This is a genomic window from Streptomyces niger (genome assembly GCF_000718305.1).
GTDB classification, from domain to species: domain Bacteria; phylum Actinomycetota; class Actinomycetes; order Streptomycetales; family Streptomycetaceae; genus Streptomyces; species Streptomyces niger.
Genome location: NZ_JOFQ01000024.1, coordinates 14,665 through 38,431, shown reverse-complemented (window position 1 = coordinate 38,431; position 23,767 = coordinate 14,665). Strand labels below are relative to the sequence as shown.

Annotated in this window: 16 protein-coding genes and 1 pseudogene; 12 read left to right on the top strand and 5 right to left on the bottom strand. The window is 70.6% G+C overall.

Going from position 1 to position 23,767, the window contains the following annotated elements; genetic code table 11:
* Positions 1–207 precede the first annotated feature (207 nt).
* The 4 genes from IF20_RS31745 (at position 208) to IF20_RS31730 (ending at position 4,752) form a co-directional block, all read left to right on the top strand.
* Positions 208–2,754 (top strand): sensor histidine kinase, encoded by a 2,547-nt coding sequence (locus IF20_RS31745; RefSeq protein ID WP_052868858.1) that lies wholly within the window; start codon positions 208–210, stop codon positions 2,752–2,754.
* Between the two features lie 65 nt (positions 2,755–2,819).
* On the top strand, positions 2,820–3,503 hold the full coding sequence (locus tag IF20_RS31740; protein ID WP_052868857.1) for a response regulator: 684 nt from the start codon (positions 2,820–2,822) through the stop codon (positions 3,501–3,503).
* Between the two features lie 79 nt (positions 3,504–3,582).
* Positions 3,583–3,981 (top strand): OB-fold nucleic acid binding domain-containing protein, encoded by a 399-nt coding sequence (locus IF20_RS31735; protein ID WP_110944724.1) that lies wholly within the window; start codon positions 3,583–3,585, stop codon positions 3,979–3,981.
* Between the two features lie 3 nt (positions 3,982–3,984).
* Positions 3,985–4,752 (top strand): DUF3159 domain-containing protein, encoded by a 768-nt coding sequence (locus tag IF20_RS31730; protein ID WP_052868855.1) that lies wholly within the window; start codon positions 3,985–3,987, stop codon positions 4,750–4,752.
* 152 nt (positions 4,753–4,904) lie between these two features.
* Here the strand turns inward: IF20_RS31730 and IF20_RS31725 are convergent, their stop codons facing one another.
* The 3 genes from IF20_RS31725 to IF20_RS31715 form a co-directional block, all read right to left on the bottom strand.
* On the bottom strand, positions 4,905–5,576 hold the full coding sequence (locus tag IF20_RS31725; RefSeq protein ID WP_052868854.1) for a potassium channel family protein: 672 nt from the start codon (positions 5,574–5,576) through the stop codon (positions 4,905–4,907).
* Positions 5,573–6,241 carry a potassium channel family protein gene (locus IF20_RS31720; protein WP_052868853.1) on the bottom strand — a complete coding sequence of 223 codons (669 nt, stop codon included), beginning with the start codon at positions 6,239–6,241 and terminating at the stop codon, positions 5,573–5,575. The genes IF20_RS31725 and IF20_RS31720 overlap by 4 nt, the downstream gene beginning before the upstream one ends.
* A gap of 228 nt (positions 6,242–6,469) precedes the next feature.
* Complete coding sequence (locus IF20_RS31715) at positions 6,470–7,159, bottom strand: acetoacetate decarboxylase family protein (protein WP_052868852.1); 690 nt, start codon at positions 7,157–7,159, stop codon at positions 6,470–6,472.
* A 94-nt stretch (positions 7,160–7,253) separates the two neighbouring features.
* On the opposite strand from IF20_RS31715, the gene IF20_RS31710 reads away from it, so the two are divergent.
* The 4 genes from IF20_RS31710 to IF20_RS31695 all read left to right on the top strand — a co-directional run bounded on the left by IF20_RS31710 (position 7,254) and on the right by IF20_RS31695 (position 14,531).
* Complete coding sequence (locus tag IF20_RS31710) at positions 7,254–9,362, top strand: NAD(P)-binding protein (protein ID WP_052868851.1); 2,109 nt, start codon at positions 7,254–7,256, stop codon at positions 9,360–9,362.
* 100 nt (positions 9,363–9,462) lie between these two features.
* Complete coding sequence (locus tag IF20_RS31705) at positions 9,463–10,569, top strand: PucR family transcriptional regulator (protein ID WP_052868850.1); 1,107 nt, start codon at positions 9,463–9,465, stop codon at positions 10,567–10,569.
* Positions 10,570–11,028: 459 nt separating this feature from the next.
* Positions 11,029–13,080, top strand: coding sequence for an APC family permease (locus IF20_RS31700; protein ID WP_052868849.1), 2,052 nt, complete (start codon positions 11,029–11,031; stop codon positions 13,078–13,080).
* A 122-nt stretch (positions 13,081–13,202) separates the two neighbouring features.
* Positions 13,203–14,531, top strand: a complete 1,329-nt coding sequence (locus IF20_RS31695) for a class I SAM-dependent RNA methyltransferase (RefSeq protein ID WP_052868848.1) — start codon at positions 13,203–13,205, stop codon at positions 14,529–14,531.
* 518 nt (positions 14,532–15,049) lie between these two features.
* On the opposite strand, the gene IF20_RS31690 is transcribed toward IF20_RS31695, so the two are convergent.
* Positions 15,050–18,286, bottom strand: a complete 3,237-nt coding sequence (locus tag IF20_RS31690) for a type ISP restriction/modification enzyme (RefSeq protein ID WP_199896842.1) — start codon at positions 18,284–18,286, stop codon at positions 15,050–15,052.
* A gap of 623 nt (positions 18,287–18,909) precedes the next feature.
* On the opposite strand from IF20_RS31690, the gene IF20_RS31685 reads away from it, so the two are divergent.
* From IF20_RS31685 to IF20_RS31675, 3 genes are all read left to right on the top strand, one after another.
* Positions 18,910–19,164 (top strand): ribbon-helix-helix domain-containing protein, encoded by a 255-nt coding sequence (locus tag IF20_RS31685; RefSeq protein ID WP_052868846.1) that lies wholly within the window; start codon positions 18,910–18,912, stop codon positions 19,162–19,164.
* Positions 19,161–19,604, top strand: a complete 444-nt coding sequence (locus IF20_RS31680) for a PIN domain-containing protein (RefSeq protein WP_052868845.1) — start codon at positions 19,161–19,163, stop codon at positions 19,602–19,604. Before IF20_RS31685 ends, IF20_RS31680 begins: the two co-directional genes overlap by 4 nt.
* Before the next feature lie 429 nt (positions 19,605–20,033).
* Positions 20,034–21,209, top strand: a complete 1,176-nt coding sequence (locus IF20_RS31675; RefSeq protein WP_052868844.1) for a spore photoproduct lyase family protein — start codon at positions 20,034–20,036, stop codon at positions 21,207–21,209.
* Between the two features lie 234 nt (positions 21,210–21,443).
* Here the strand turns inward: IF20_RS31675 and IF20_RS31670 are convergent.
* Positions 21,444–22,796, bottom strand: a pseudogene (locus IF20_RS31670) (NERD domain-containing protein); the annotation flags it as partial.
* A 33-nt stretch (positions 22,797–22,829) separates the two neighbouring features.
* Between IF20_RS31670 and IF20_RS31660 the strand changes: the two are divergent.
* Positions 22,830–23,756, top strand: a complete 927-nt coding sequence (locus IF20_RS31660) for a DUF4232 domain-containing protein (RefSeq protein WP_052868841.1) — start codon at positions 22,830–22,832, stop codon at positions 23,754–23,756.
* Positions 23,757–23,767: the final 11 nt, after the last annotated feature.

Genomic DNA, 23,767 nt, shown 5'->3' with positions numbered 1-23,767 from the left:
GCTGCCGCCGCCCATGCCGCCGCGAACGCCGCCGTTCACGCCGCAGCGAAGACTGCCGCCCACGCCGCCGCCCGAGCGGTCCGTCAGGGTCCCGTCAAGACCACCCCCCGGCTTCCCCGTATGCGGCCTTCGTCCCGTTCCCGCTCGGTAGGGTCGGCAGCGGTAACGGCCCGGTCATGGGCAGCTCACAGGTAAGACAATGGGGCCATGGGACGCGGCAAGCTTCGCATCTACCTCGGCGCGGCGCCGGGCGTCGGCAAGACGTACGCCATGCTTTCCGAGGCGCACCGGCGCCTGGAGCGCGGTACGGACGTCGTCGTCGCCTTCGTGGCACACCACGACCGGCCGCGCACGGAGGTGCTCCTGCACGGCCTGGAGGAGCTGGGGCGCCGGCAGCTCAGCCATCGGGGCACGACGTTCACCGAAATGGACGTGGACGCGGCACTGGCCCGCAGGCCGGCCGTCGCGCTGGTCGACGAGCTGGCCCACACCAACGTGCCCGGCTCGCGCAACGCCAAGCGCTGGCAGGACGTCGAGGAGCTGCTCGAAGCCGGCATCGACGTCGTCTCCACCGTCAACATCCAGCACCTGGAATCACTCGGTGACGTGGTGGAGTCCATAACGGGTGTACGGCAGCGCGAGACCGTCCCCGACGAGGTGGTCCGGCGTGCCGACCAGATCGAGCTTGTCGACATGTCGCCTCAGGCGCTGCGCCGCCGTATGGCGCACGGCAACATCTACGCCTCCGACAAGGTCGACGCCGCGCTGTCGAACTACTTCCGGCCCGGCAACCTCACCGCCCTGCGCGAGCTGGCGCTGCTGTGGGTGGCCGACCGGGTCGACGAGTACCTCCAGCAGTACCGCGCCGAGCACTCCATCCGCTCCACCTGGCAGGCCCGCGAGCGCATCGTCGTCGGCCTCACCGGCGGCCCCGAAGGCAAGACGCTGCTGCGTCGCGCCGCGCGGATGGCTGCCAAGGGCTCCGGCAGCGAGGTCATGGCGGTCTACATCGCCCGCAGCGACGGGCTCACCGGCGCCTCGCCCAAGGAGCTGGCCGTCCAGCGCACCCTGGTCGAGGACCTGGGCGGCAGCTTCCACCACGTCATCGGCGACGACGTGCCGAGCGCGCTGCTGGAGTTCGCGCGCGGGGTGAACGCCACCCAGATCGTGCTGGGCTCCAGTCGCCGCAAGGCCTGGCAGTACGTCTTGGGCCCGGGTGTCGGCGCCACCGTCGCCCGCGACTCAGGGCCCGACCTGGACGTCCACATCGTCACCCACGACGAGGTCGCCAAGGGCCGCGGCCTGCCGGTGGCCCGCGGCGGCCGGCTCAGCCGCTCCCGCGTGCTGGCCGGCTGGCTCACCGGCGTGCTGGGCCCGGTCCTGCTCACGCTGCTGCTGTACAACCTCGACAGCGGCCCCGGGCTCGCCAACGACGTCCTGCTGTTCCTGTTCCTGACCGTGGCGGCGGCCCTGCTCGGCGGGCTGGCGGCCGCGCTCGCCTCGGCAGCCGTCGGGTCGGTCCTGCTGAACTTCTACTTCACGCCACCCACCCACAGCGTCACCATCGCCGACCCCGAGAACATCGTGGCCATCGCGATCTTCTTCGCGGTCGGGGTGGCCGTCGCCTCGGTGGTGGACCTGGCGGCCCGCCGCACCCACCAGGCGGCCCGACTACGGGCCGAGGCGGAGATCCTGTCGTTCCTGGCCGGCAGCGTGCTGCGCGGCGAGACCACGCTGGACGCGCTGCTGGAACGGGTGCGCGAGACCTTCGCCATGGACGCCGTCGCCCTCCTGGAGCGGGGGAGCGAGGTCGAGCCGTGGAGCTGCGCGGGCAGCGTCGGCGAGGGCAAGGCACCGGGCCGCCCCGAGGACGCGGACGTGGACATGCCGGTCAACGAGCACATGGCCCTCGCGCTCACCGGCCGCAAGCTGCCCGCCGAGGACCGCCGGGTGCTCGGCGCCTTCGCCGCCCAGGCCGCCGTCGTCCTGGACCGCCAGCGGCTGGTCGGCGAGGCCGAGCGGGCCCGCGAGCTGGCCGAGGGCAACCGCATCCGCACCGCCCTGCTCGCCGCCGTCAGCCACGATCTGCGTACGCCCCTGGCCGGCATCAAGGCCGCCGTCACCTCGCTCCGCTCCGACGACGTGGCCTGGTCCGAGGAGGACGAGGCCGAGCTGCTGGCGGGCATCGAGAACGGCGCCGACCGGCTGGACCACCTGGTCGGGAACCTGCTGGACATGTCCCGGCTGCAGACCGGCACGGTCACCCCGCTGATCCGCGACACCGACCTGGACGAGGTCGTCCCGATGGCGCTCGGCGGCGTCCCCGAAGGCAGCGTCTGCCTGGAGATCCCCGAGGAGCTGCCCATCGTCGCCGTCGACCCCGGCCTGCTGGAGCGGTGCGTGGCCAATCTCGTGGAGAACGCCGTGAAGTACAGCCCGGACGGAGCGCCCGTCACGGTCGCCGCCAGCGCGCTCGGCGAGCGCGTGGAGGTACGCATCGTGGACCGCGGCCCCGGCGTCCCCGACGCCGCCAAGGACCGCATCTTCGAGCCGTTCCAGCGCTACGGCGACGCCCCGCGTGGCGCGGGCGTAGGCCTCGGCCTCGCCGTCTCCCGCGGTTTCGCCGAATCCATGGGCGGCACCCTCGCCGCCGAGGACACCCCAGGAGGCGGTCTGACCATGGTCCTGACCCTGCGCGCTGCGCCCGGCCACCCGCCGGTCAGCCCCGGCCTCCCCGCTCGGGCGACGACGTGAGCGCGCCCGCTCCCCGTACACCGACTGCGGCGGCTCCGGTGCCGTCCGCGGGAAAGGCAGGCCCGATGAACCGGGTGCTCGTGGTCGATGACGAGCCGCAGATCGTCCGCGCCCTCGTGATCAACCTCAAGGCGCGCAAGTACGAGGTGGACGCCGCGCCCGACGGCGCCACCGCGCTCCGGCTCGCCGCCGCCCGCCACCCCGACGTGGTCGTCCTCGACCTCGGCCTGCCCGACATGGACGGCGTGGACGTGATCAGGGGACTGCGCGGCTGGACCCGGGTGCCGATCCTGGTGCTCTCCGCCCGGCAGACCTCCGACGAGAAGGTCGAGGCGCTGGACGCGGGCGCCGACGACTACGTCACCAAGCCGTTCGGCATGGACGAGCTGCTGGCCCGGCTGCGGGCCGCCGTGCGCCGCGCCGAGCCCACCGGGCCCGCCGACGCCGCCGTCCTGGTCGAGACCGAGGGGTTCACCGTCGACCTGGCCGCCAAGAAGGTCAACCGCGGCGGCCGCGACGTCCGGCTCACCCCCACCGAGTGGCACCTGCTGGAGGTCCTGGTCCGCAACACCGGCCGGCTGGTCAGCCAGAAACAGCTGCTGCAGGAGGTCTGGGGGCCCTCGTACGGGACCGAGTCCAACTATCTGCGGGTCTACATGGCCCAGCTGCGCCGCAAGCTGGAGGCGGATCCGTCCCATCCGCGGCACTTCGTCACCGAGCCGGGCATGGGCTACCGCTTCGAACAGTGATCCGTATCCGGCTCCGCTGCTCCCGGTCACCGGGCTCGGGCCGGTGATCCCGCCGGGAGGCGGCCGGTACGCTGGCTGTATGAGTGCTGGGACCCGTTCCGAGAAGCCGGCCGGACGCTTCCGCCGGATGCTCGACAGGCTGTCCTCCTCCGAGGAGGAGCTGCAGTCCGCCGAGCTGCAGCAGGACGCGCAGAACGCGGGCTGTACGCGGATCTGCGACTGCGACGACCGCCAGATCGTGAAGGTCACGGGTACGCTGCGGCACGTCACGCTGCGCCCTCGGGCCGGGGTGCCGGCGCTGGAGGCCGAGCTGTTCGACGGCTCGGCGGCGCTGGACGTGGTCTGGCTCGGCCGGCGCGCCATCACCGGTATCGAACCGGGCCGTAAGCTCATCGCCTCCGGCCGGATCTCCATGAGCCACGGGCGCCGGGTGCTGTTCAATCCGAAGTACGAACTCCGACCGCTCGGACAGGAGTAGCCGGTGACGTCGTTCGAGAAGACGACCACGAGCAACGAGGATCAGCCGACGGACGACGCCACGGCGCCGTCCGGCCATCGCCGGGGGGCGCACGCACCGGGCAAGGAGTCCGCCGAGAAGGCGCTGCTGGAAGCGTTCGGCGGGGTCTGGGGCATGGTGGACACCACCGTGCCGGGGCTGGTCTTCGTCCTGCTCTACACGATCAAGCGGGACATCCAGCTGGCCGCGATCGTGGCCGTCGGCCTCACGGTCGTCCTCGCGCTGGCCCGGCTGGCCCGGAAGCAGACGCTCAAGCACGCCCTCAGCGGCGTCTTCGGCGTGGCGTTCGGCGCGGTCTTCGCGATGATGTCCGGCAACGCCAAGAACTTCTACCTGCCCGGCATGCTCTACACGCTGGGGCTCGCGGTCGTCTACATCGTCTCGGCGCTCTTCAAGTTCCCGCTGATCGGCGTGTTGCTCGGCCCGATACTGCGCGAGAACCTCTCCTGGCGCACCCGCAACCCCGGCCGGCTCTCGGCGTACACCAAGTCCACCTGGGCCTGGGGCATCATCCTGCTCGCCAAGTCGGCGATCCTCTTCCCGCTGTACTGGTGGGGCGATGCGACGCAGCTCGGCTGGGTCAAGGTCGCGCTCGGCATCCCCCCGTTCCTGCTCTGCGTCTACCTCACCTGGATCTTCCTCGCGAAGGCCCCGGCCCCGATCGACGTGATCGCGGAGATGGAGGCGGAGGACCGGGTCCGCGCTCAAGAGTCGACGACCCGGGACGTCTAGCCGCGGCAGTCATCGCCTGGTGCGGCGCCGCGGTGACCGGCCGCGCCCACGCGGCGGGGCCGCATGACCGACACGCCCCGCGCCCCTGATGCGATGGCGGAGGGCCCGGAACCGTACGGTTCCGGGCCCTCCGCCATCGGTCGGCTCACCGCCTACTCCGTAGGCCGCCGCATCGAGAGCAGGTCCTCCAACTGCTCCTCCCGCGCCTGCGCCGCGACGAACAGCAACTCGTCACCGGCCTCCAGCGCGTCCTCCTTGTTCGGCGTCAGCACCCGCGTCCCGCGGATGATCGTCACCAGCGAGGTGTCCTCGGGCCACTCCACGTCGCCGACCTGGGTGCCCGCGAGCGCCGCCTCCGGCGGCAGCGTCAGCTCGACGAGGTTGGCGTCGCCGTGGCTGAAGCGCAGCAGCCGTACCAGGTCGCCGACGCTCACCGCCTCCTCGACCAGCGCGGACATCAGGCGCGGCGTGGAGACCGCGACGTCGACGCCCCAGGACTCGTTGAAGAGCCACTCGTTCTTCGGGTTGTTGACGCGGGCGACCACCCGCGGCACGCCGTACTCGGTCTTGGCCAGCAGCGAGACGACGAGGTTGACCTTGTCGTCACCGGTCGCCGCGATGACGACGTTGCACCGCTGCAGCGCCGCCTCGTCCAGCGAGGTGATCTCACAGGCGTCGGCCAGCAGCCACTCGGCCTGCGGCACCCGCTCCACCGAGATGGCGGTGGGCGCCTTGTCGATCAGCAGGATCTCGTGGCCGTTTTCCAGGAGCTCTCCCGCGATGGAGCGTCCCACCGCTCCCGCACCAGCGATCGCGACCCTCATGCGCCTGCCTCCTCGGGCCCTTCGGCGAACGCCGCCTCGACCTTCTCCACGTCGTCGGTGCGCATCATCACGTGCACCAGGTCGCCCTCCTGCAGGACGGTCTGCGAGGTCGGCAGTATGGCCTCGCCCAGCCGGGTGAGGAACGCCACCCGTACCCCGGTCTCCTCCTGGAGGCGGCTGACCTTGTGGCCGACCCAGGAGGCGTCGGTGTGCACCTCGGCGAGCTGCACACCGCCGCTGGGGTCCCGCCACAGCGGCTCGGCGCCCGAGGGCAGCAGCCGGCGCAGCATCTGGTCCGCGGTCCAGCGGACGGTCGCCACGGTCGGGATGCCCAGGCGCTGGTAGACCTCGGCGCGGCGCGGGTCGTAGATGCGGGCCGCGACGTTCTCCACGCCGAACATCTCCCGGGCCACCCGGGCGGCGATGATGTTGGAGTTGTCGCCGCTGCTGACCGCCGCGAACGCGCCGGCCTCCTCGATGCCCGCCTCGCGGAGCGTGTCCTGGTCGAAGCCGACGCCGGTCACCCGGCGGCCCCCGAAGCCGGAGCCCAGCCGCCGGAAGGCGGTGGGGTCCTGGTCGACCACGGCGATCGTGTGGCCCTGGTTCTCCAGGGTCTGTGCGAGCGCGGATCCGACCCGCCCGCAGCCCATGATGACGATGTGCATCGTCCCGCTTACCCCGCACTCCTCGTAGGCCCGCTGGCCTGCCTCAACACCCTGCTCACAACTTTCTTTCCGGCGGACGGGGCCGCCCGGGGCACCCGGCCCCGGCACCGCCCGGTCACGAGCTTATGCGGCAACGGGGGAGTTGCCCCCCGCTGATGTGCGACACCACCGTAACCGGCAGGCCGGACGACGGGACTTCTGCCCTTCGCCGGACGTGCCGACCCCTGTTCAGGCGCGTGGGTCGGGGCCGGTGGCCCGGCCGGGGCGCCCCGGCAGTGGCCCGCCCCGGGAGTCGACGACGGTCCCCGCCGGGAAGAAGAAGCGCGCGGGGGAGAGAGCCAGCGCGCAGAACGGCTCCGCGCGCCGCAGCTCCGGCAGTCGCCCACTCCACTCCAAGGCGCCGAGCCGGCCGGTCCGCAGCCGCCCGGAGAGCCGGCCGGCTAGCTGGACGCGGTCCGCGCCGATCCGCCCGAAGACGTGGCCGGGGGCGTACGGCACCGGAACGCGCCACCTGCCGTGCGGCCCCACGCGGAGGGCCGCGATCGTCCCGGCGTCGTCGGACACGCGGACGGAGTCCGCGCTCCAGGAGAACCGGGCCGGCTCCTTCGGGATGCCCCACAGGTCGCGGCCGCCGCGCAACGAAGCCTCGGAGTCCACCCAGATGCCGTGGCAGTGCAGCCCCACGTGGCGGCCGCTGCGGACCGGGGAGGCGACCGCGAACTCGTCGTACCGGAGCGTCCCCTCCGTGTAGCGCACGAGCAGGACGGCGAGCAGGCGCCGGCTGCCGAGGGGCGTGAGGCCGGTGGGGAGCGGCAGCGGCGCGCGCGTACGGAAGAGGGACAGCCACAGGCTGCCGCGGGCGCGCCAGGGCGGCGCGGGAAAGCCGGGGCCCGCCGGCGGTTCGGTCCGGTCGGTCACTGCGGGACTCCTTCGGTCGGGCCAGGAGGTGCGGTCGGGGCCGGTACGGGCATCGTGGGCCGGAACGGGCTGACTGGATGATCTTCGAACAGGCATGCTGGGCGACGTGTCCTCTTCGTCTCCTGTGCCACAGCAGCCCCTACCGAATCCGCCCACCCCGCACATGGTGGTGTGCGGCGACGACTCACTGGCCCACCGGCTCGCGGTCGAGCTGCGCGAGGTCTACCGCGAGCGGGTCACCCTCGTGGTGCCCTCCGTACGCGACCCGCGCGGCCCCCGCGTCCCCGAGCCGGCGCGCGGCAGCCTCGGCCGGGCGAGCGCCCTCCTCGGCCGGGTGACCGCGGCGGTCGGCCGGACGACCACCGCGGACGGCAGCCGCGCGGACGACGGCGGACGTGCGTCCGACGCCGCCCCGTCGGACGCGGCGGAGGACTCCGTACGCGTCCTGCGGGCGCCGGAGCCCGACGACGAGACGCTCACGGAGGCGGGCGTGGAAGAGGCCGACGCGCTGGCCCTCGTCTACGACGACGACGAGACCAACATCCATGCCGCGCTGCGCGCCCGCCGCATGAATCCCCGCCTGCGGCTCGTCATCCGCCTCTACAACCGCCGCCTCGGCCAGCACCTGGAGGAGCTGCTGGACCAGGCCGCCGCCGTGGTCTGGTCCGACAGCTCCGACATAGACGCGTCCACCACCGTCCTCTCCGACGCCGACACCGTCGCGCCCGCGCTCACCGCCACCGCGGTGGCCGGCACCAGCAAGGTCATCGAGGTCGACGGGCTGCTGCTGCGGGCCGTGGAGCACACCCCGGGCGCGCCCGCTCCGCCGCGCGCCGGCCAGAGCCTGGCCACCCTGGCCCTCCTCTCGCCCGCCGCCTCGGACGAGACGGCCCACGAGGGTGACCCCGCGCCGGCCCCGCCCCCGCCGGGCCGCCACCGGCACGGCCGCGGCCACCGGCACCCGGCCGACGACGGGCCCTCCCTGCTGCCCGACGACGCCGAGGCCGCGGCGGCCACCGGCCGCGCCACGGTGGCGCTGGAGACCGTCTCCTACCGCGGGCGGCGGCCGCCGGCCCGCCGCCTCACCGGCCGTGGCGCGCCCCTCAGCTCGCTGTTCTCCCCTCGGCTGCGCTGGGCCGTCGCCGGCATCGTCGCCACCGTGCTGACGCTGGCCCTGCTCTCCGTGCTGCTCACCGGGGAGCGACCGATGCACGCCGTCTACCTCTCCCTCCTGGACCTCTTCGCGATCAACGACCCCGCGATCGACGACGGCATGGCCCGCAAGGTGCTGCAGCTGCTCTCCGGGCTCACCGGCCTGCTCCTGCTGCCGGTCCTGGTCGCCGCGGCCTTCGAAGCGCTCGGCACCTTCCGCAACGCGTCCTCGCTGCGCCGCCCGCCGCGCGGCCTCTCCGGGCACGTCGTCCTCCTCGGCCTCGGCAAGGTCGGCACCCGCGTCCTGGCCCGGCTGCGCGAGCTGGGCGTACCGGTGGTCTGCGTCGAGGAGGACCCCGACGCACGCGGCATTCCGCTGGCCCGTCGACTCCGGGTGCCGACCGTCCTCGGCGACGCCACCGAGGACGGCGTGCTGGAGGCGGCCGGCATCGCCCGCGCCCGTACGCTCCTCGCCCTGACCAGCGAGGACGGCACCAACCTGGAGGCGTCGCTGTACGCCAGGTCGGTCAAGCCGCAGCTCCGCGTGACGCTGCGGCTCTTCGACGACCGGTTCGCCACCGCCGTCTACCGCACGCTGCGCGCCGCCCATCCCACCGCCGTCACCCGCAGCCGCAGCGTCTCTTTCCTGGCGGCGCCCGCCTTCGCCGGCGCCATGATGGGCCGCCAGATACTGGGCGCCATTCCCGTCGAGCGCCGGCTGCTGCTCGTCGCCCACGTGGACGTGCGCGATCAGACCGAACTGGTGGGCCGGAAGCCCGCCGACGTGTTCCGGGCGGGGCGGCTGCGGGTGGTGGCCGTGAACAGCGGCGCGTCCCCCGACCCGGCCGAGGATCCGGAGACCATGGCGGCGCACGGGCAACGCTGGGAGCCGGCGCGCCTCGTCCGCGACCTGCCGCCCGACTACGTCCTGCGGCCCGAGGACCGGGTGGTCATCGCCGCCACCCGGGAGGGACTGGGGGAGCTGCTGGGCCGCCGGCCCCGCCTTGCCGGGGTCGGACAGGACGGATCTGCCGGGTCCCGGCAGGATTGATACCGTCCCGATGTCCGGGAGTCGGCAATCAAGGCCGGCGATCAAGGCCCCGGAACCGGCTTGCAGGAGCCGGGCAGAGCGGTGGCAGGGAGCACGACAAGTGGAGCGCGGCGCAGCGGAATCGCAGGACCTCGGCGGCTACGCCGACCTCCTCGACGAGGTCTCGCGGACCGGGCGGCTGCCCCGCCGCGACGAGCTGGACGTCCTGCGCGACCTGGGCGAGCGGGCCGCCGAAGAGGGCCTGAGCCTGCGCGAGCTGATCGGCCGCTACCTGGCGGAGACCCGTCGGCTCTGGGGTTCGCTGCCCGGGGTGGCGCGGGCCGCGAGCGCCGGCGACCGGGCCCGTACCGGGGACGCGCTGCTCGCGGCCGTCGAGGCGGCGGTCGCGGCGCTCGGCGAGGGACACGAGCGCGCCCAGCGGCTCGCGGTCCGGCAGGAGGAGGCGGCGCGCCGCGAATTCGTCGACGACCTGCTCTACGGGCGCAGCGACCTGGGCCGGCTCGCCGAGCGGGCCGAGCGCTTCGGTCTGCGGCTGGCGGGGGAGCACGCGGTGGCCGTCGCGGAGGGCCCGGAGCGCTTTGACGACCTGCATCCGGTGGCCCGGCGCGTGGAGCGCGAACTGCTCAGCCGTTTCGGGGACCGCGACGTGTTGATCGCCACCAAGGCCGGGCGGCTGGTGTGCGTGGCGCCGGGCGGCCGGGACGGCGCCCTGGACGCCTTCGCGCAGCACGCCCGCACCCCGGGCCCCGGCGGACGCGCCGCGCACCGGGTCACGGTCGGCCGCCCGCACGCCGGTGCGGGTGGCGTGGTCACCTCGTACGAGGAGGCGCTGGGCGCACTGGAGCTCGCGACCCAGCTGGAGCTGACCGACCCCGTGCTGTACGCGGCCGACCTGCTGGTCTTTCCCGTCCTGCTGCGGGACCGGGCCGCCATGGCCGACCTGGTGCGCAGCGTGCTGGGGCCGCTGACTCAGGGGCGCGGCGGCGCGCGGCCGCTGCTGGAGACGATCTGGGCCTGCGCGGCCACCGCGTACGTCAACGCCGAGGCGGCCCGCCGGCTCCAGGTCAGCGTGCGCACCCTCTCCTACCGGCTGGCCCGCATCAAGGAGCTGACCGGCTACGACCCGGCCGACGGGCTGCAGCGCTACACGCTGGAGACGGCGGCGATGGGCGCGCGCGTACTGGGCTGGCCGGACCGGCCGCTGTAGCTCCTCCGGACGTCCCCTGCCCACCGGCTCCGCAGCCACCGGACGGTGGGGCAAGCGGGGGTCGGTGAGCCATCAAAATCGCGTAAAGATTGCCGGGAACCGGCAATGTGCCGAGGCCGTGGCGAATGCCACCATCGGGGCGCACCGGCGGGTGCGCGGCGGGCGGCGCAGCGTCAGGGGTCTGCTCGCCCGCCGGCCGCCCGCGGCGGATCGGTTGTCTCCACCCTCCACGGGGGTGAGGGTGTGGACACCCCGCTCGGGGCAGGCAGTTCCGCCTTTCGGGGGATGCGGAAGGGGGGCGTACGCGGCCCGTTCGAGCCATGGGCACGACGGATTCCGTAGCCCCGGAGATGCCCTCCGAGGGGGCGCGGTCCCGTCGCGCGGCGTGCTTCGAGAGCCGCCTCGCCCCCTCGGGTGGCGGGTGGGCGACGGCCTTGACGAAGGCTTAGCATCCTCTGCGTGTCCAAACTGACCGACGTGCCCAAACGCATCTTGATCGGGCGCGCACTGCGCAGCGACAAGCTGGGAGAGACGCTTCTCCCCAAGCGCATCGCACTCCCCGTCTTCGCCTCCGACCCGCTCTCCTCCGTGGCGTACGCGCCGGGGGAGGTGCTGCTCGTCCTGTCCGTGGCCGGCGTGTCCGCGTACCACTTCAGCCCGTGGATCGCGCTCGCCGTCGTGGTGCTGATGTTCACGGTGGTGGCCTCGTACCGGCAGAACGTGCACGCGTACCCGAGCGGTGGCGGCGACTACGAGGTGGCCACCACCAACCTCGGGCCCAAGGCGGGCCTCACCGTGGCCAGTGCGCTGTTGGTCGACTACGTCCTCACCGTCGCCGTCTCCATCTCCTCCGGGGTGGAGAACCTGGGCTCGGCGATCCCCTTCGTGGTCGAGCACAAGACGTTCTGCGCCATCGCGATGATCCTCCTGCTCACCGTGATGAACCTGCGCGGCGTGCGCGAGTCCGGCAAGCTCTTCGCCATCCCGACGTACGTCTTCGTCCTCGGCGTCTTCGCCATGATCCTCTGGGGCGCCTTCCGCGGCCTGGTCCTCGGCGACGCCATGAAGGCCCCCACCGCCGACTACACCGTCCACGCCGAGCAGGGCGGCCTCGCGGGCTTCGCGCTGGTCTTCCTCCTGCTGCGCGCGTTCTCCTCCGGCTGTGCGGCGCTCACCGGCGTCGAGGCGATCTCCAACGGCGTGCCCGCCTTCCGCAAGCCCAAGTCGAAGAACGCCGCCACGACGCTGGCGCTCATGGGCGGCCTGGCCGTCACCATGTTCTGCGGCATCATCGTCCTGGCCATGACCACCGGCGTGAAGATGGCCGAGAAGCCGGCCACCGACCTGCTGCACAACGGCCACCCGGTCGGCTCCGGCTACACCCAGAACCCGGTGATCTCGCAGGTCGCGGCCGCCGTCTTCGGCGACGGCACGCTGCCCTTCGTCATCCTGGCCGCCGCCACGGCACTGGTCCTCTTCCTCGCCGCGAACACCGCCTACAACGGCTTCCCGCTGCTCGGCTCGATCCTCGCGCAGGACCGCTACCTGCCGCGTCAGCTGCACACCCGCGGCGACCGGCTCGCCTTCTCCAACGGCATCGTGCTGCTCGCCGGCGCCGCCGCGATACTCGTCTACATCTACGGCGCCGACTCCACCCGGCTGATCCAGCTCTACATCGTCGGCGTCTTCGTCTCCTTCACGCTCAGCCAGATCGGCATGGTCCGGCACTGGAACCGCCATCTGACCACCGAGAAGGACCAGGCCAAGCGGCGCCGGATGCACCGCTCCCGCGCGATCAACGCCTTCGGCGCCACCTTCACCGGCCTGGTCCTGGTCGTCGTGCTGGTCACCAAGTTCAGCCACGGCGCCTGGGTCGCGCTGCTCGGCATGGTCATCTTCTACGTCACGATGACCGCGATCCGGAAGCACTACGACCGGGTGGCCGACGAGATCGCCGCGGCGGACTCGCCCGACGACGAGATCGCCCGCCCCTCCCGCGTGCACTCCATCGTCCTGGTCTCCAAGGTCCACAAGCCGACCCTGCGGGCCCTGAACTACGCCAAGCTGATGCGCTCCGACTCCCTCGAAGCGGTCAGCGTGGACGTCGACCCGGCCGACACCAAGGCGCTGCGCGCCGAGTGGGAGAGCCGCGGCATCGAGGTACCGCTGAAGGTCCTGGCCTCCCCCTACCGGGAGATCACCCGCCCCTTCATCGAGTACGTGAAGTCGCTGCGCAAGGAGAGCCCGCGCGACGTGGTCTCGGTCTTCATCCCCGAGTACGTCGTCGGCCACTGGTACGAGCACCTGCTGCACAACCAGTCGGCGCTGCGCCTGAAGGGCCGGCTCCTCTTCACCCCGGGTGTGATGGTCACCTCCGTCCCCTGGCAGCTGGACTCCTCCGAGGCCGCCAAGGTCCGCGCCCGCAAGCACGCCGAGTGGAACGCGCCCGGCTCGGTCCGCCGCGGCCCGGTCGCCCAGCCGAAGAAGGAGAAGGCGGCGACGAAGAAGTAGGAAGGGAACCGGGGAGCACGCTCCCCGGTGGGCCCCGATGGTCATGGGGAAGGTACGGCGGGACGTAGACTAGAAGGCTGTTGTCCCGCCGTACCACCCACGTTTTTTGGAGCTCGCCCGCCATGCAGACAGAACCGAAGAAGTCGCTGGTCGGCGAGGAGTACGAGGTCGAGGTCGGCCCCGTCGCGCACGGCGGCCACTGCATCGCCCGTACGGCCGAGGGCCAGGTCCTCTTCGTACGCCACGCCCTCCCCGGCGAGCGCGTCATCGCCCGAGTCACCGACGGTGACGAGGGCGCCCGCTTCCTGCGCGCTGACGCCGTCGAGATCCTCTCCCCCTCCAAGGACCGGGTCGAGGCCCCCTGCCCCTTCTCCGGCCCCGGCCGCTGCGGCGGCTGCGACTGGCAGCACGCCAAGCCGGGCGCCCAGCGCCGCCTCAAGGGCGAGGTCATCGCCGAGCAGCTCCAGCGCCTCGCGGGCCTCACCCCCGAGGAGGCCGGCTGGGACGGCACGGTCGTACCGGCCCCCGGCGACAAGGTCCCCGCCGGCGAGGTCCCCGCCTGGCGCACCCGCGTCCAGTACGCCATCGACGCCGAGGGCCGCGTAGGCCTCCGCAAGCACCGCTCGCACGAGGTCCAGCCGATCTCCCACTGCATGATCGCGGCCCCGGGCGTCTCCGAACTGGGCATCGAAAACCGCTCCTGGCCCCAGATCGCCACCGTCGAGGCCATCGCCGCCACCGGCTCCAACGACCGCCAGGTCGTTCTGACCCCCCGCCCCGGCGGCCGCCTCCCCATCGTCGAACTCGACAAGCCCGTCTCGGTCCTCCGCATCGGCGAGAAGGACAAGGGCGTGCACCGCGTACACGGCCGCCCCTTCGTCCGCGAACGCGCCGCCGACCGCACCTGGCGCGTCGGCAACGGCGGCTTCTGGCAGGTCCACCCCCAGGCCGCCGACCTCCTCGTCGAAGCGGTCATGCGCGGCCTGATGCCCAAGAAGGGCGACATGGCCCTGGACCTCTACTGCGGCGTCGGCCTCTTCGCCGGTGCCCTCGCCGACCGCGTCGGCGACAAGGGCGCCGTCCTCGGCATCGAGTCCGGCAAGCGCGCGGTGGAGGACGCCCGCCACAACCTCGCCGACGCCGACCGCGTCCGCATCGAACACGGCAAGGTCGACCAGATCCTCCCCCGCACCGGCATCGAGGACGTCGACCTCGTCGTCCTCGACCCGCCCCGCGCCGGCGCCGGCCGCAAGACGGTCGAACACCTCGCCTCCCTCACCCCCCGCCGCATCGCCTACGTGGCCTGCGACCCGGCCGCCCTCGCCCGCGACCTCTCCTACTTCGCCGCCGCCGGCTACGTCCCCAAGCGCCTCCAGGCCTTCGACCTCTTCCCGATGACGCACCATGTGGAGTGCGTGGCGGTGCTGGTACCGGCGGGGAAGGGTGCCTGACCTGCGTTTTCGCGGTGTTCGTCGGCTACTCGACCTGTTTCCACCCGCCCAACAGGTGAACGGTGAAGATCGTTTGCAAAGGCCGTCTGATCTGCGGATTCAGGCGAGTGGAGCGACTGCGGTGAAAGCCGTGCCCCTGCGCCTCGGGCTGTTGACGCGTGTATGACGCTCGTCCTGAAGTACCGTCACATCAGTAATGCGGGTCCGACCCGGCGCTGAGGCTCTGCTGGCGTCGAGTGGAGCCAACTCCACCGGTTGCAGATGCGGCCGCGGACCCAGGAGAGTGGTCGGCGATGGACATGACGCCTCCGCAGGTCACGAGCCGGACCGACGAGTACAGGCTCCTCCTGCTTCACTACCCGAAGCGTGCTGGTATATCGCGGAGGGGCCTTCCTGTATGCCAAGGAGCAGTTCGCCGTGCATCGAAGGCTTGGGGGCGTGCAGGGCCGCGCTGAGGACACCTGTCGCAAGCGCTTCATCTACGAGTGCGCGCGAGGGCGATGTGATCCCGCAGGGTGTCAGTTCGGGAAGTCGAGGCTCTCCTGACCAGGTCCAGGGGCGCGACGGGACTTCCGCGGCGGCTTCGGCTCCTTGGTCGCGTAGGCAGGCACAGGCAGGATGCCCGAGCCCCGGAGGTCGTCGGTGGTGATGAGCGGGCCACTGCTCACGGCGTTTAAGAGCCGGGCCTGTCGGGGTTCGAGGGCTACGAGGAGCCCGAGCGCGTTGATGAGGTCCAGCAGGTCGATGGTCCACCGAGGAGTCCAGATCGGAGGCAGGATGTCGTTCAACGGGGTCTGTCGCTCCACATCCGGTTTGCGTTTGCGGAAGCTGAACCACTTACGGATCACCTGCACCCCGCCGATCCGGTAGTCCCAGACTTCCGGCGCCACTGGACGTATGCAGCCGGTGCCAACCGTGAGGGTTCGCGTGGGCGCGTCGTAGGTGATGTCCTCCGGTAGCCCGTCGTCCTCTCCGATCGCGACGACGGCTTCCGGTTGTTCCTCGGAGGGAAGCCTCGGGGCCGATCCAGGCGCACTGCCATGGTGGTGCGCGGCGAAGCGCTGGCCGTACGTGTGGATCCACACCGTGCGCTTGCCCACTTCCACTGCCTCCGCCCACAGGGCCGGGTCGCGCGTCAGGGGGATACGGGCGCCGCGCTCGGCGAGGTTCGCGGAGAAGCGTTGGGTGTAGCCGCTGTGGCCAGCTGTTCCCGCGATGTACGCGAAGAGATCTTCGGCTGTGACCGTGACTCCGTGCACCCTGGTAAGCAGCTGCAGCAGGCCGGGGGTCACGTTCGGTTCTGCTTGGTGAGGATGGCGGTAGAGGGGGGCGATGCGGCCGCCTTCGGTGCCTTTGAAGTGATGAACGTCGGGCAGAAGGGCCGTGAAACTCACCGCTGGTCCCGGGCGGCCTGATTCTGTGTGGAGTTCGGACAGGTAGATCTGGCGCTGGTCATTATGGGCGAACCACAGGGCCGGCCGGGGCCGGTCGATTACTCTCCGGTCCGCGATGATGTACTGCCGGTCGAAGGTCATCCGTCCGTACGGGACGATGACCGGAACCGTCTCTTTCTCTGCGGCGAGACTGCCCGTCTCCTGCTGGCCGGGCAGGGGTGGTTCCAACTTGTCCGGGCGGCGGTCTCCGGTGCTCTTCATCAGCGCAGCTTTGGCGTCGGCTGGAGCCTGGACGAGCCTGCGCCAGCGCCTTTCCAGAACATCCCGGCTAGGTGAGACGGGCCAACTACGGTTGTTGGTGTTGCCTGTGGTCGTCCAGGGAAGCAATGCGTCCACCGTTGGTATGTCTGACCACTCGGAGTCGGACGTGACGTGAAAAGGCGCGGTCCATTGTGTGGGGCAGAGCTGCCATGGGGTTCCGTTCCAGTGGCCCTCGACGCCGAGCCCTTCCAGCCAGTCGAACTTCTCCTCGCGTGTGCCCGCGGGGGCGTCGAGTCGCCACACCCGGGCTGGGTTCCTCGTGTCCGGCGCACCCCGGCGGACGAAGATGCCGATACAGACCTCGCGCTTGACTCCTTGAAAGACACGGGTCCGCGTGTCGGAGTAGGGGCCTTCGGGGGAGAGGCCGATGATCCAGCCCTCGTCGGCGGCCTCGCGCAGGTAGTGGCGCATACCTGCCGCGCCCTCGCTGTCCAGGTATCCGGAGTTGGTGATGAGGGCGACGATCCCGCTGGGGGCTTTGGGCGTTCCTGAAGTAGTCACCTGGTCGAAGACCTTCCAGGTGGACCACGCCCAGAAGTAGACGTAGAGGTTGTCGAGGGCGTATCCGATGCGCCCGTTGTCCTCGGGGTGGAAGCGGGCGAGGATCGGTCCCTGGTCGTTCGGATTGCCCTCGGTGACCCAGCGTCCGACGCCCGACTGCCTCGCACTCCGAAGGTAGGGCGGATTGCCGATCACCACCATGACCTTCTCGTCCGCCTTGATCCTGTTCGCCATGCGACGGTGGCGGGCGATCGCCTCGTACATGAAGCCCAAGTGGTGCTCTACGGCGGGATCGTCGAGTGTGTCGGCCACCAGAAGCCTCGGCGGGCGGCGCGTGACATCGGCGTCGTGGGACTGGAAGGCATGGTGCACACGGAGTTCGGCGACCGCGTAAGGCCCGGTCTGTTTCTCCAACCCGACCAGTCGGCCCGAAAGGTCCTTGAGAAGACCGGACTTGAGCTCCGCACCGTACTTCATTGACAGGGACGTAGCGACGTGGTCGATGATGTTGATGAGAAAGGTCCCGGTGCCCATGGCGGGGTCGACCACGGTGACGTCCTCGCTTCCGTACCCGTCCGCTTGGCCGAGCCGGCCACGCAGTATCTCGTCGGTGAACCCGACCATGAAGCGGACGACCTCGCCGGGTGTGTAGTACGTCCCCGTCCGCCGTCGCAGCTCTGGGTCGTAGGCGCTCAGAAAGCCCTCGTACAGGTGGAGGTAGGCGTCTCCTGTCTCGTCCTTGAACATCTCGGGGTCGACGGCCGATATGACGTCGATCAGAGGGGCGATGACCCCTCGCAGGTCGTCGAGGGCGTCGTCTGTCAGCACTGCCAGCGCCTTGCCCATCAGGGAGTGCCGTTTACCTAATCGAATCGCGACCTCGGGGAGGGAGAGCTGGTCGAGATCGATGCGCTCAAGGCGTGCCAGCAGAATGGCGAAGGTCAGTGTCTGGCTGTACTGGTCCGCGAACTCCTCCGGGCGGGCGTCGGGGAAAAGTAGGTCCTTCCAGTTGCCAGCTAGGATCGAGAATGCCGCGTCGGCCTCTCCGTACTCCTCTCGGGCGAGACGTTCGGTGACCTCGTCGCGCAGCAGGGCGCAGATTTTCGCGATGCGCCTGACCAACTCGTCGATGCTGCCGTGGAGGATGGGCGCTGGCAGGAAGAAGTGCGTGAGTACGCGCTCGAACCCGGTGTCCGGGGCGATGAGTTGCCGGTTACCGGTTTCAAGGTCCCCGACCAGAATTCCGGTCGGACCGACTCGCACGCCGAAACGATAGACCGCCCACTGGTATCCGTCGGTGTACAGCACGTTGTGGAGGGCCTTGATCTTCTCCCACTGTTTCCGGTCGTGGCTCCTCACTGACCACTTCTCCGGATCGACCCCCGCGCCCGGCTGCTTCAGCTCGACGTGCCCAATGGTCCTGCCGCCGCATGCGATGGCGAAGTCGGGCCGGATCCCGAGTTCCTTGACACGGCTCTGACCGTGGGCGATGAGCTTGAGGCGTTGCCGCGAGGCCATGCCGCGCAGCAGTTGTTCCACCGGTGCGGTGAGACTGTCTTCTCTGCTGCTGACAGCCCCTGCGGGACCTTGCAGCTTGGCCCTGACCTCCTCGCCAAACCGGGCGACGAGGTCTGAGACCGATATAGGCGTGCCCTTCCCTGCCCAGACGTCCCCTCTTGCCATCGTCCCCCCAACGTCGCACCTGCGCCGACGATCAGACCCATACAGAATGCCCATGACAATCCAAGAGGCAAACATCGGTGGATGTAGGTTGATTGGCGGCATGTAGCGAAAGCTCGGTGCGCGGAGGGGCGTTGGAGCGTGGGTGTGAACCTGGAGGCGGCCGCGTATGACGAATGGCCTTGGCTACGTGACGGGTGTCGAACTCGCGCCTCTGGAGGCGGTCAGCGGTGTCCACGATGGTGCCCCGCCACGTGACCGACGAGTGATTCAGGCAGGGAGCGACCCGCCTTAGCAGGGAGCCTTGCGGGCTGTTTCCTTTGTGGCGACCGTCGTCGGCTGCGAACCGGGACGACAGGTACTTGATCCCCTGCATCACGGGCGGGATGCGACTGTCTGCCGCCTGGTCGGGACGCATCGCTCATGGAGCACGCGGGCACAGCAGGCATACATCATTGTGGTACATGCGCTAGTCTTGGTACATGTCGATGAAGCGCACCAATGTCTACGCCGATCCGGAAGACCTCGCGATCATCAAAGAGGCCGCCAAGCGGCGCGGCATCAGCGAGGCCGAGATCATCCGCCAGGGCATCCACCTCGCGGCCATGGCCAACCGCATATGGGACGAGCCCCTCTTCTCCCGCACCTTTCAGGGAGCGGGCCGCACCCCCGGTAAGCGTGACGTGCGTGACGCCGTCGCCGATGCCGTGCGCCGCGAGACCGGGACTGCTGCGTGATCGTCGTCATCGCGGATACCTCCGGGCTGCTCGCGGCGCTCGACTCCGCTCACCCCGAGCACCAGGCATCGAACGAAGCCATCATGGTTGCCGGGCTCCTGGTGATGTCCCCGCTGCTGCTCGCGGAGATCGACCACGTCGCCACGCGCGAGCTCGGCCGTGAAGCGGCGCTCAGCGCGGTTGACGACATCCGCCATTGGGTGCGACGAGGCCGTGTCGTTCTGCCCGAAATCACGGAAGATCATCTGGGTGTCGCCCAGTCGGTGCGCGCGCGCTATCGCGACTTGGACCTGGACCTCGCGGACGCGGTGAATGTGGCCATTGCTGCTGAGTACGACACCGACGCAGTGCTCACACTTGACCGGCGCGATTTCCGGGCTGTGCGCCCATTGGGTCGGCACAAGGCGTTCCGGGTGCTGCCCGACGACCTGCCGATCTGATTGCGGATGGTGTTTGGCCATGTCGTCCGTGTGATTCCGACGCTCGTATGACGCTCGCGGCCTTCGCTCATTCCCAGGCGGAGAGGGGAAACCCTACCTGACCTGCAGTTTTCCGGATGCGGTTCCGGTAGATACCTTCCCGATGACGCACCATGTGGAGTGCGTGGCGATTCTGGTGCCGGAGGGCAAGCAGGGCGCCTGAAAGGGCGCCTGAACAGGACGTCGCTCCGTGTCGGCGTGTGCGGGGCGCCGTCCGCGCCGTCGTGCGCTTTGATCTGTGCAGGACGGGGCGGCCCTTCCCGGCAGTGCGCCGTCGGACCGCCGCGCTCGGACGACTCGGGGCTCGGATGACAGGCCCTGCAGAGGCTCGACCGCTGGGACTGAGAGCTGAGCCCCTGCAGGCGGGGGACGGACGGAGAGGATCAGCCCGTGGACCAGCCGGCGGGAGAATCCGCCTCGGGAGAGCCTGAGCAGCAAGCGCTCTTCGGGTGGGCGGAGACCGCACCCGAGCAGGCCCCGCGGCAGGCGTTCCGGGACAGTCCGCAGGCGCGCCGGATGCTCGACGTACGCGAGGTCTACGCCGAGCCGGCGGCCCTCGATTCCCCGCGCGGCCAGCAGATCATGGCCCGGCTGCCCGGGGTGCGGGTGACCGAGGTCGACAGCCACTGGCGGATTCCGTCCCTGCACGGCAACGACGGCAACATCGGCCGGTGGGTCCGCATCAAGACCGAGACGCTCGTCCTCGGCGTCAAGCACAAGCTCACCACGCGCCCCAACGGCAGATCCGCCGACTGGATCGCGCCGGGCCCCTCCAACGGCTGCGCGATGGCCTGCGCCTACTGCTACGTCCCCCGCCGCAAGGGCTTCGCCAACCCCATCACGCTGTTCACCAACATCGAGGCGATCGTGGCCCATGTCCGGCGTCACGTACGGGCCCAAGGTCCCAAGACGGAACCCAACCAGTGCGATCCCGAGGCATGGGTCTATGACATCGGCGAGAACGGTGACTGCTCCGTCGACGCCCTGGTCTGCGACAACACGGCAGATCTCATCGCCGCGTTCCGTGGCCTGCCCACGGCCAAGGCATCCTTCGCGACCAAGTTCGTCAATCCCGATCTGCTCGCGCTGGACCCGCAAGGGCGTACCCGCGTGCGCTTCTCCGTCATGCCGGGCGACGATGCCCGGCTGCTGGACATCCGCACCAGCCCCGTCGACGAGCGGATCGCCGCCGCCGCCGACTTCCTCGACGCCGGATACGAGGTCCATTTCAACCTTTCGCCCGTCGTGCTGCGCCCGGGATGGCAGCGGGACTGGGCCGAGCTGCTCACCCACCTCGACGACGTCCTGCCCGCCCGCGTGAAGAAGCAGGCGGCAGCCGAGATCATCATGCTGACGCACAACGAGTCGCTGCACGAGGTCAACCTGGGCTGGCACCCCCGCGCCGAGGAGGTGCTGTGGCAGCCGGAGGCCCAGGAAACCAAGCGCTCACAGAACGGCTCGCTCAACGTGCGCTACGCCCAGGACGTCAAGCGGGAGTCCCTGCGGCGGATCCAGCAGCTCCTCGCGACGCACGCGCCGTGGCTGCGCGTCCGGTACGCCTTCTGACGAGGGCCGGCGTACGGCCTTCGCGTCCGCGGCACGAACGGCCCAGGACCGACAGGGCCGGTCCGCCCCTACGATCCGGCCGGCACGGCTCGTACACCCGGTATGGGGGGAGACGGGGCACATGGACGCTGCGGGGGGAACAGGGTGTCAACATACCCCCCGGGGTTGGCAGCCCTCTCGTACGCAGGGGCGGAGGAAGGCCCGGCTGGTCGCCCCCGTACCGAGGCGGCGGACGTCCACGGTGGCGAGCCGCTGCACGGGGCGGTAGGCGGTGGCTGCCTGCACCAGCTCGTCGATGTCCTCGGACAGTCCGTCGACCAGCAGATAGGTGAGGACGCCGAGGCCGTAGACGTCCGGATACACCGGGTCGGCGTTGAGCGCGGTGAGCTCGGGGCGAGATACGGGTCGGAGCCGTCGGACAGGTGCATCGCGGACAGCGCCGTCGGTGCGAACCTGCCCAGGCCCTCCGAGGAGCTGTCGGTGTTGCTGCGCTGTGTGGCGATCTGCCAGTCGGAGATTTGCAAGTGCGGGGTCAGCCCTGCGGCTTCTTCGCCGACGGCCCGGCCTCGGCGGCCCCTGTTGCGAAGGATGGCGTGGACGGAACGGGCAGCCAGTGCCCGGTGGTGGATGCGGCTGGAGTGCGCTGACCGCATCGTCTCGGCCAACTGCCGCACGAGTGCAGTGCGGTCGAGGACGTCGAGCTTCTCCCCGTACTGGAGCAGGTACTCGTCCAAGCGCAGGGTGTGCGGGTGGTAGTCGAAGATCAGTGCCGGACCTGCGGAGTGGCCCGACGGGTCGTACTGCTTGACCTGTAGGGCACCGGGGTGACGGAAGCGGCGCAGTACCGCGGCTTCGCGCCGGGCGGCGTTCTCCACCGATTGCCGGACGGAGGCGTCCGAGCCGCGCTCGCGCAAGTAGATGCGGACACGGGCGGCCTCGGGCAACTCACTTTGGGCGGCGAGGTAGTCGGCCCAGGCCGGCCCGGAGTCGAAGGACCGCCGCTCCAGTTGATAGGGGCCGATCTTGTACTCCGCGTCACTGCGGCGGATGCCGATGCGCTCCAGGGCGCTCTCGACCTCACGGGAGCGGGTCGCGTCGATCCGCCGACTCGCATCGCGCGGTGGCCGCTTGAGCATCTCGACCAGCTCGGCGACGGTGTGGACACCATTCTGGTCATGGGCCGGGAGCCGGACGCGTAAACCGTCGTTGGTGAAGCACACGGCTTCGCCGACCCACACCCGCTTGCCGTACTGGCCGAGCAGGGTCGCCAGCTCCTTGGCCTTCTTGTTGACCAGGTGGAGCGGGTTGCCGTGCGGGCGCCGGTGCCCCTTGGGTGTGGTCTGTATCCGGGAGCCGTTCTCACTGGTGAGCGAGTCGCGCCAGGTCTTCAACTCGATCATGCAGACGCCGCCCGGCGCGATGACGTGGAGGTCGACCTCCCGGACGTGCCCGGTGTTCGCGGTGAAGGTGAACTTCGACCAGGCCCCAGGCCGTCAGGGGGCGGCGTCGGGGCAACTGCTCGCGGATGGCTTCCAGACCGCGGCGCTCGTGGTTGAGTTCGGTAAATCCTGACGGTGGCCGTGCAATTCGAGGATGGCTGAGGCAAAGGTGATACGGAAGATGCGTACGAGCATTCCGCTTGTCCTGATGGCGTTTCTTGCGAATGGGCTGCTCCTGGCGGCGTGCGGGTCGGAGGTCGCCGGACCGGCGGGTGAGCGTTCGGTGCTGGGTGGTGGGGGCGGCGGGGCGGACAGCCCGGGCATCCCTGGTGACCCCGCCGATCTGGCGAAGGACGGTGTCAGGATCACCGGCATGAGCAGCGGCCGGTCCGGCGCTGACGCACCGTCATCGGTCACCGCCGATTTCGAGGTCACCAACCGGGAGGCCGAACCGTTCACGTACACCGTTACCTTCGACCTGCTGTCCGAGTCCGGAGGGGTGCAGATGAACCAGGACCGGACGGTGGCCTCCGTGCGGCCCGGTCGGACCGTGCGGAGTACCGTCCGCCTGGACGGACGGACGGTCACGGGCGGCCAGGGGCGGGTGCGGATCGCCAAGGTCAGGCGCGTTCCGTCGGACGAGTTCCCGGCCGAGTCTGGGCCCTGTCCGGCTTCCGGGGTCCGCGTCACGGCAGATGACGGCGACGCGGCGATGGGGCTGCGCGTGGTGGGGCTACGCCTGCGGAACTGCGGTACACGTACCTATCACCTCGATGGTTACCCGCTTCTGAAGCTGCTGGACGAGGACAGGAAACCGGTTTCCGGCGTCCGGATCCTGCACGGCAGCGGCAGTATCGCCACCGTGGCCGGCTTCGACACGCCGCCCCGGCCGGTGACCCTGAAACCGGGCGAGGCGGCGTCCGCCGGCTTGATGTGGCGCAACACCACGGGTGGCGGTATTGCCGCGAACGTCCCGTACGTACAGGTCAGGCCCAAGTCCGGCGCCGAGGCCGTGACAGTGACGCCGGAGCTCGACCTCGGCACCACGGGCAAGCTCGGTGTCAGCCCGTGGAAGAAGGCCTCGAGCACTGATATCCCGGTGCGCTGAATCAGAAGCGG

Coding starts and splice junctions, on each gene's coding strand:
- IF20_RS31745 (WP_052868858.1), top strand. CDS start 208: ATGGGACGCGGCAAGCTTCGCATCTACCTCGGCGCGGCGCCGGGCGTC.
- IF20_RS31740 (WP_052868857.1), top strand. CDS start 2,820: ATGAACCGGGTGCTCGTGGTCGATGACGAGCCGCAGATCGTCCGCGCC.
- IF20_RS31735 (WP_110944724.1), top strand. CDS start 3,583: ATGAGTGCTGGGACCCGTTCCGAGAAGCCGGCCGGACGCTTCCGCCGG.
- IF20_RS31725 (WP_052868854.1), bottom strand. CDS start 5,576: ATGAGGGTCGCGATCGCTGGTGCGGGAGCGGTGGGACGCTCCATCGCG.
- IF20_RS31720 (WP_052868853.1), bottom strand. CDS start 6,241: ATGCACATCGTCATCATGGGCTGCGGGCGGGTCGGATCCGCGCTCGCA.
- IF20_RS31710 (WP_052868851.1), top strand. CDS start 7,254: ATGCTGGGCGACGTGTCCTCTTCGTCTCCTGTGCCACAGCAGCCCCTA.
- IF20_RS31695 (WP_052868848.1), top strand. CDS start 13,203: ATGCAGACAGAACCGAAGAAGTCGCTGGTCGGCGAGGAGTACGAGGTC.
- IF20_RS31685 (WP_052868846.1), top strand. CDS start 18,910: ATGTCGATGAAGCGCACCAATGTCTACGCCGATCCGGAAGACCTCGCG.
- IF20_RS31660 (WP_052868841.1), top strand. CDS start 22,830: ATGCGTACGAGCATTCCGCTTGTCCTGATGGCGTTTCTTGCGAATGGG.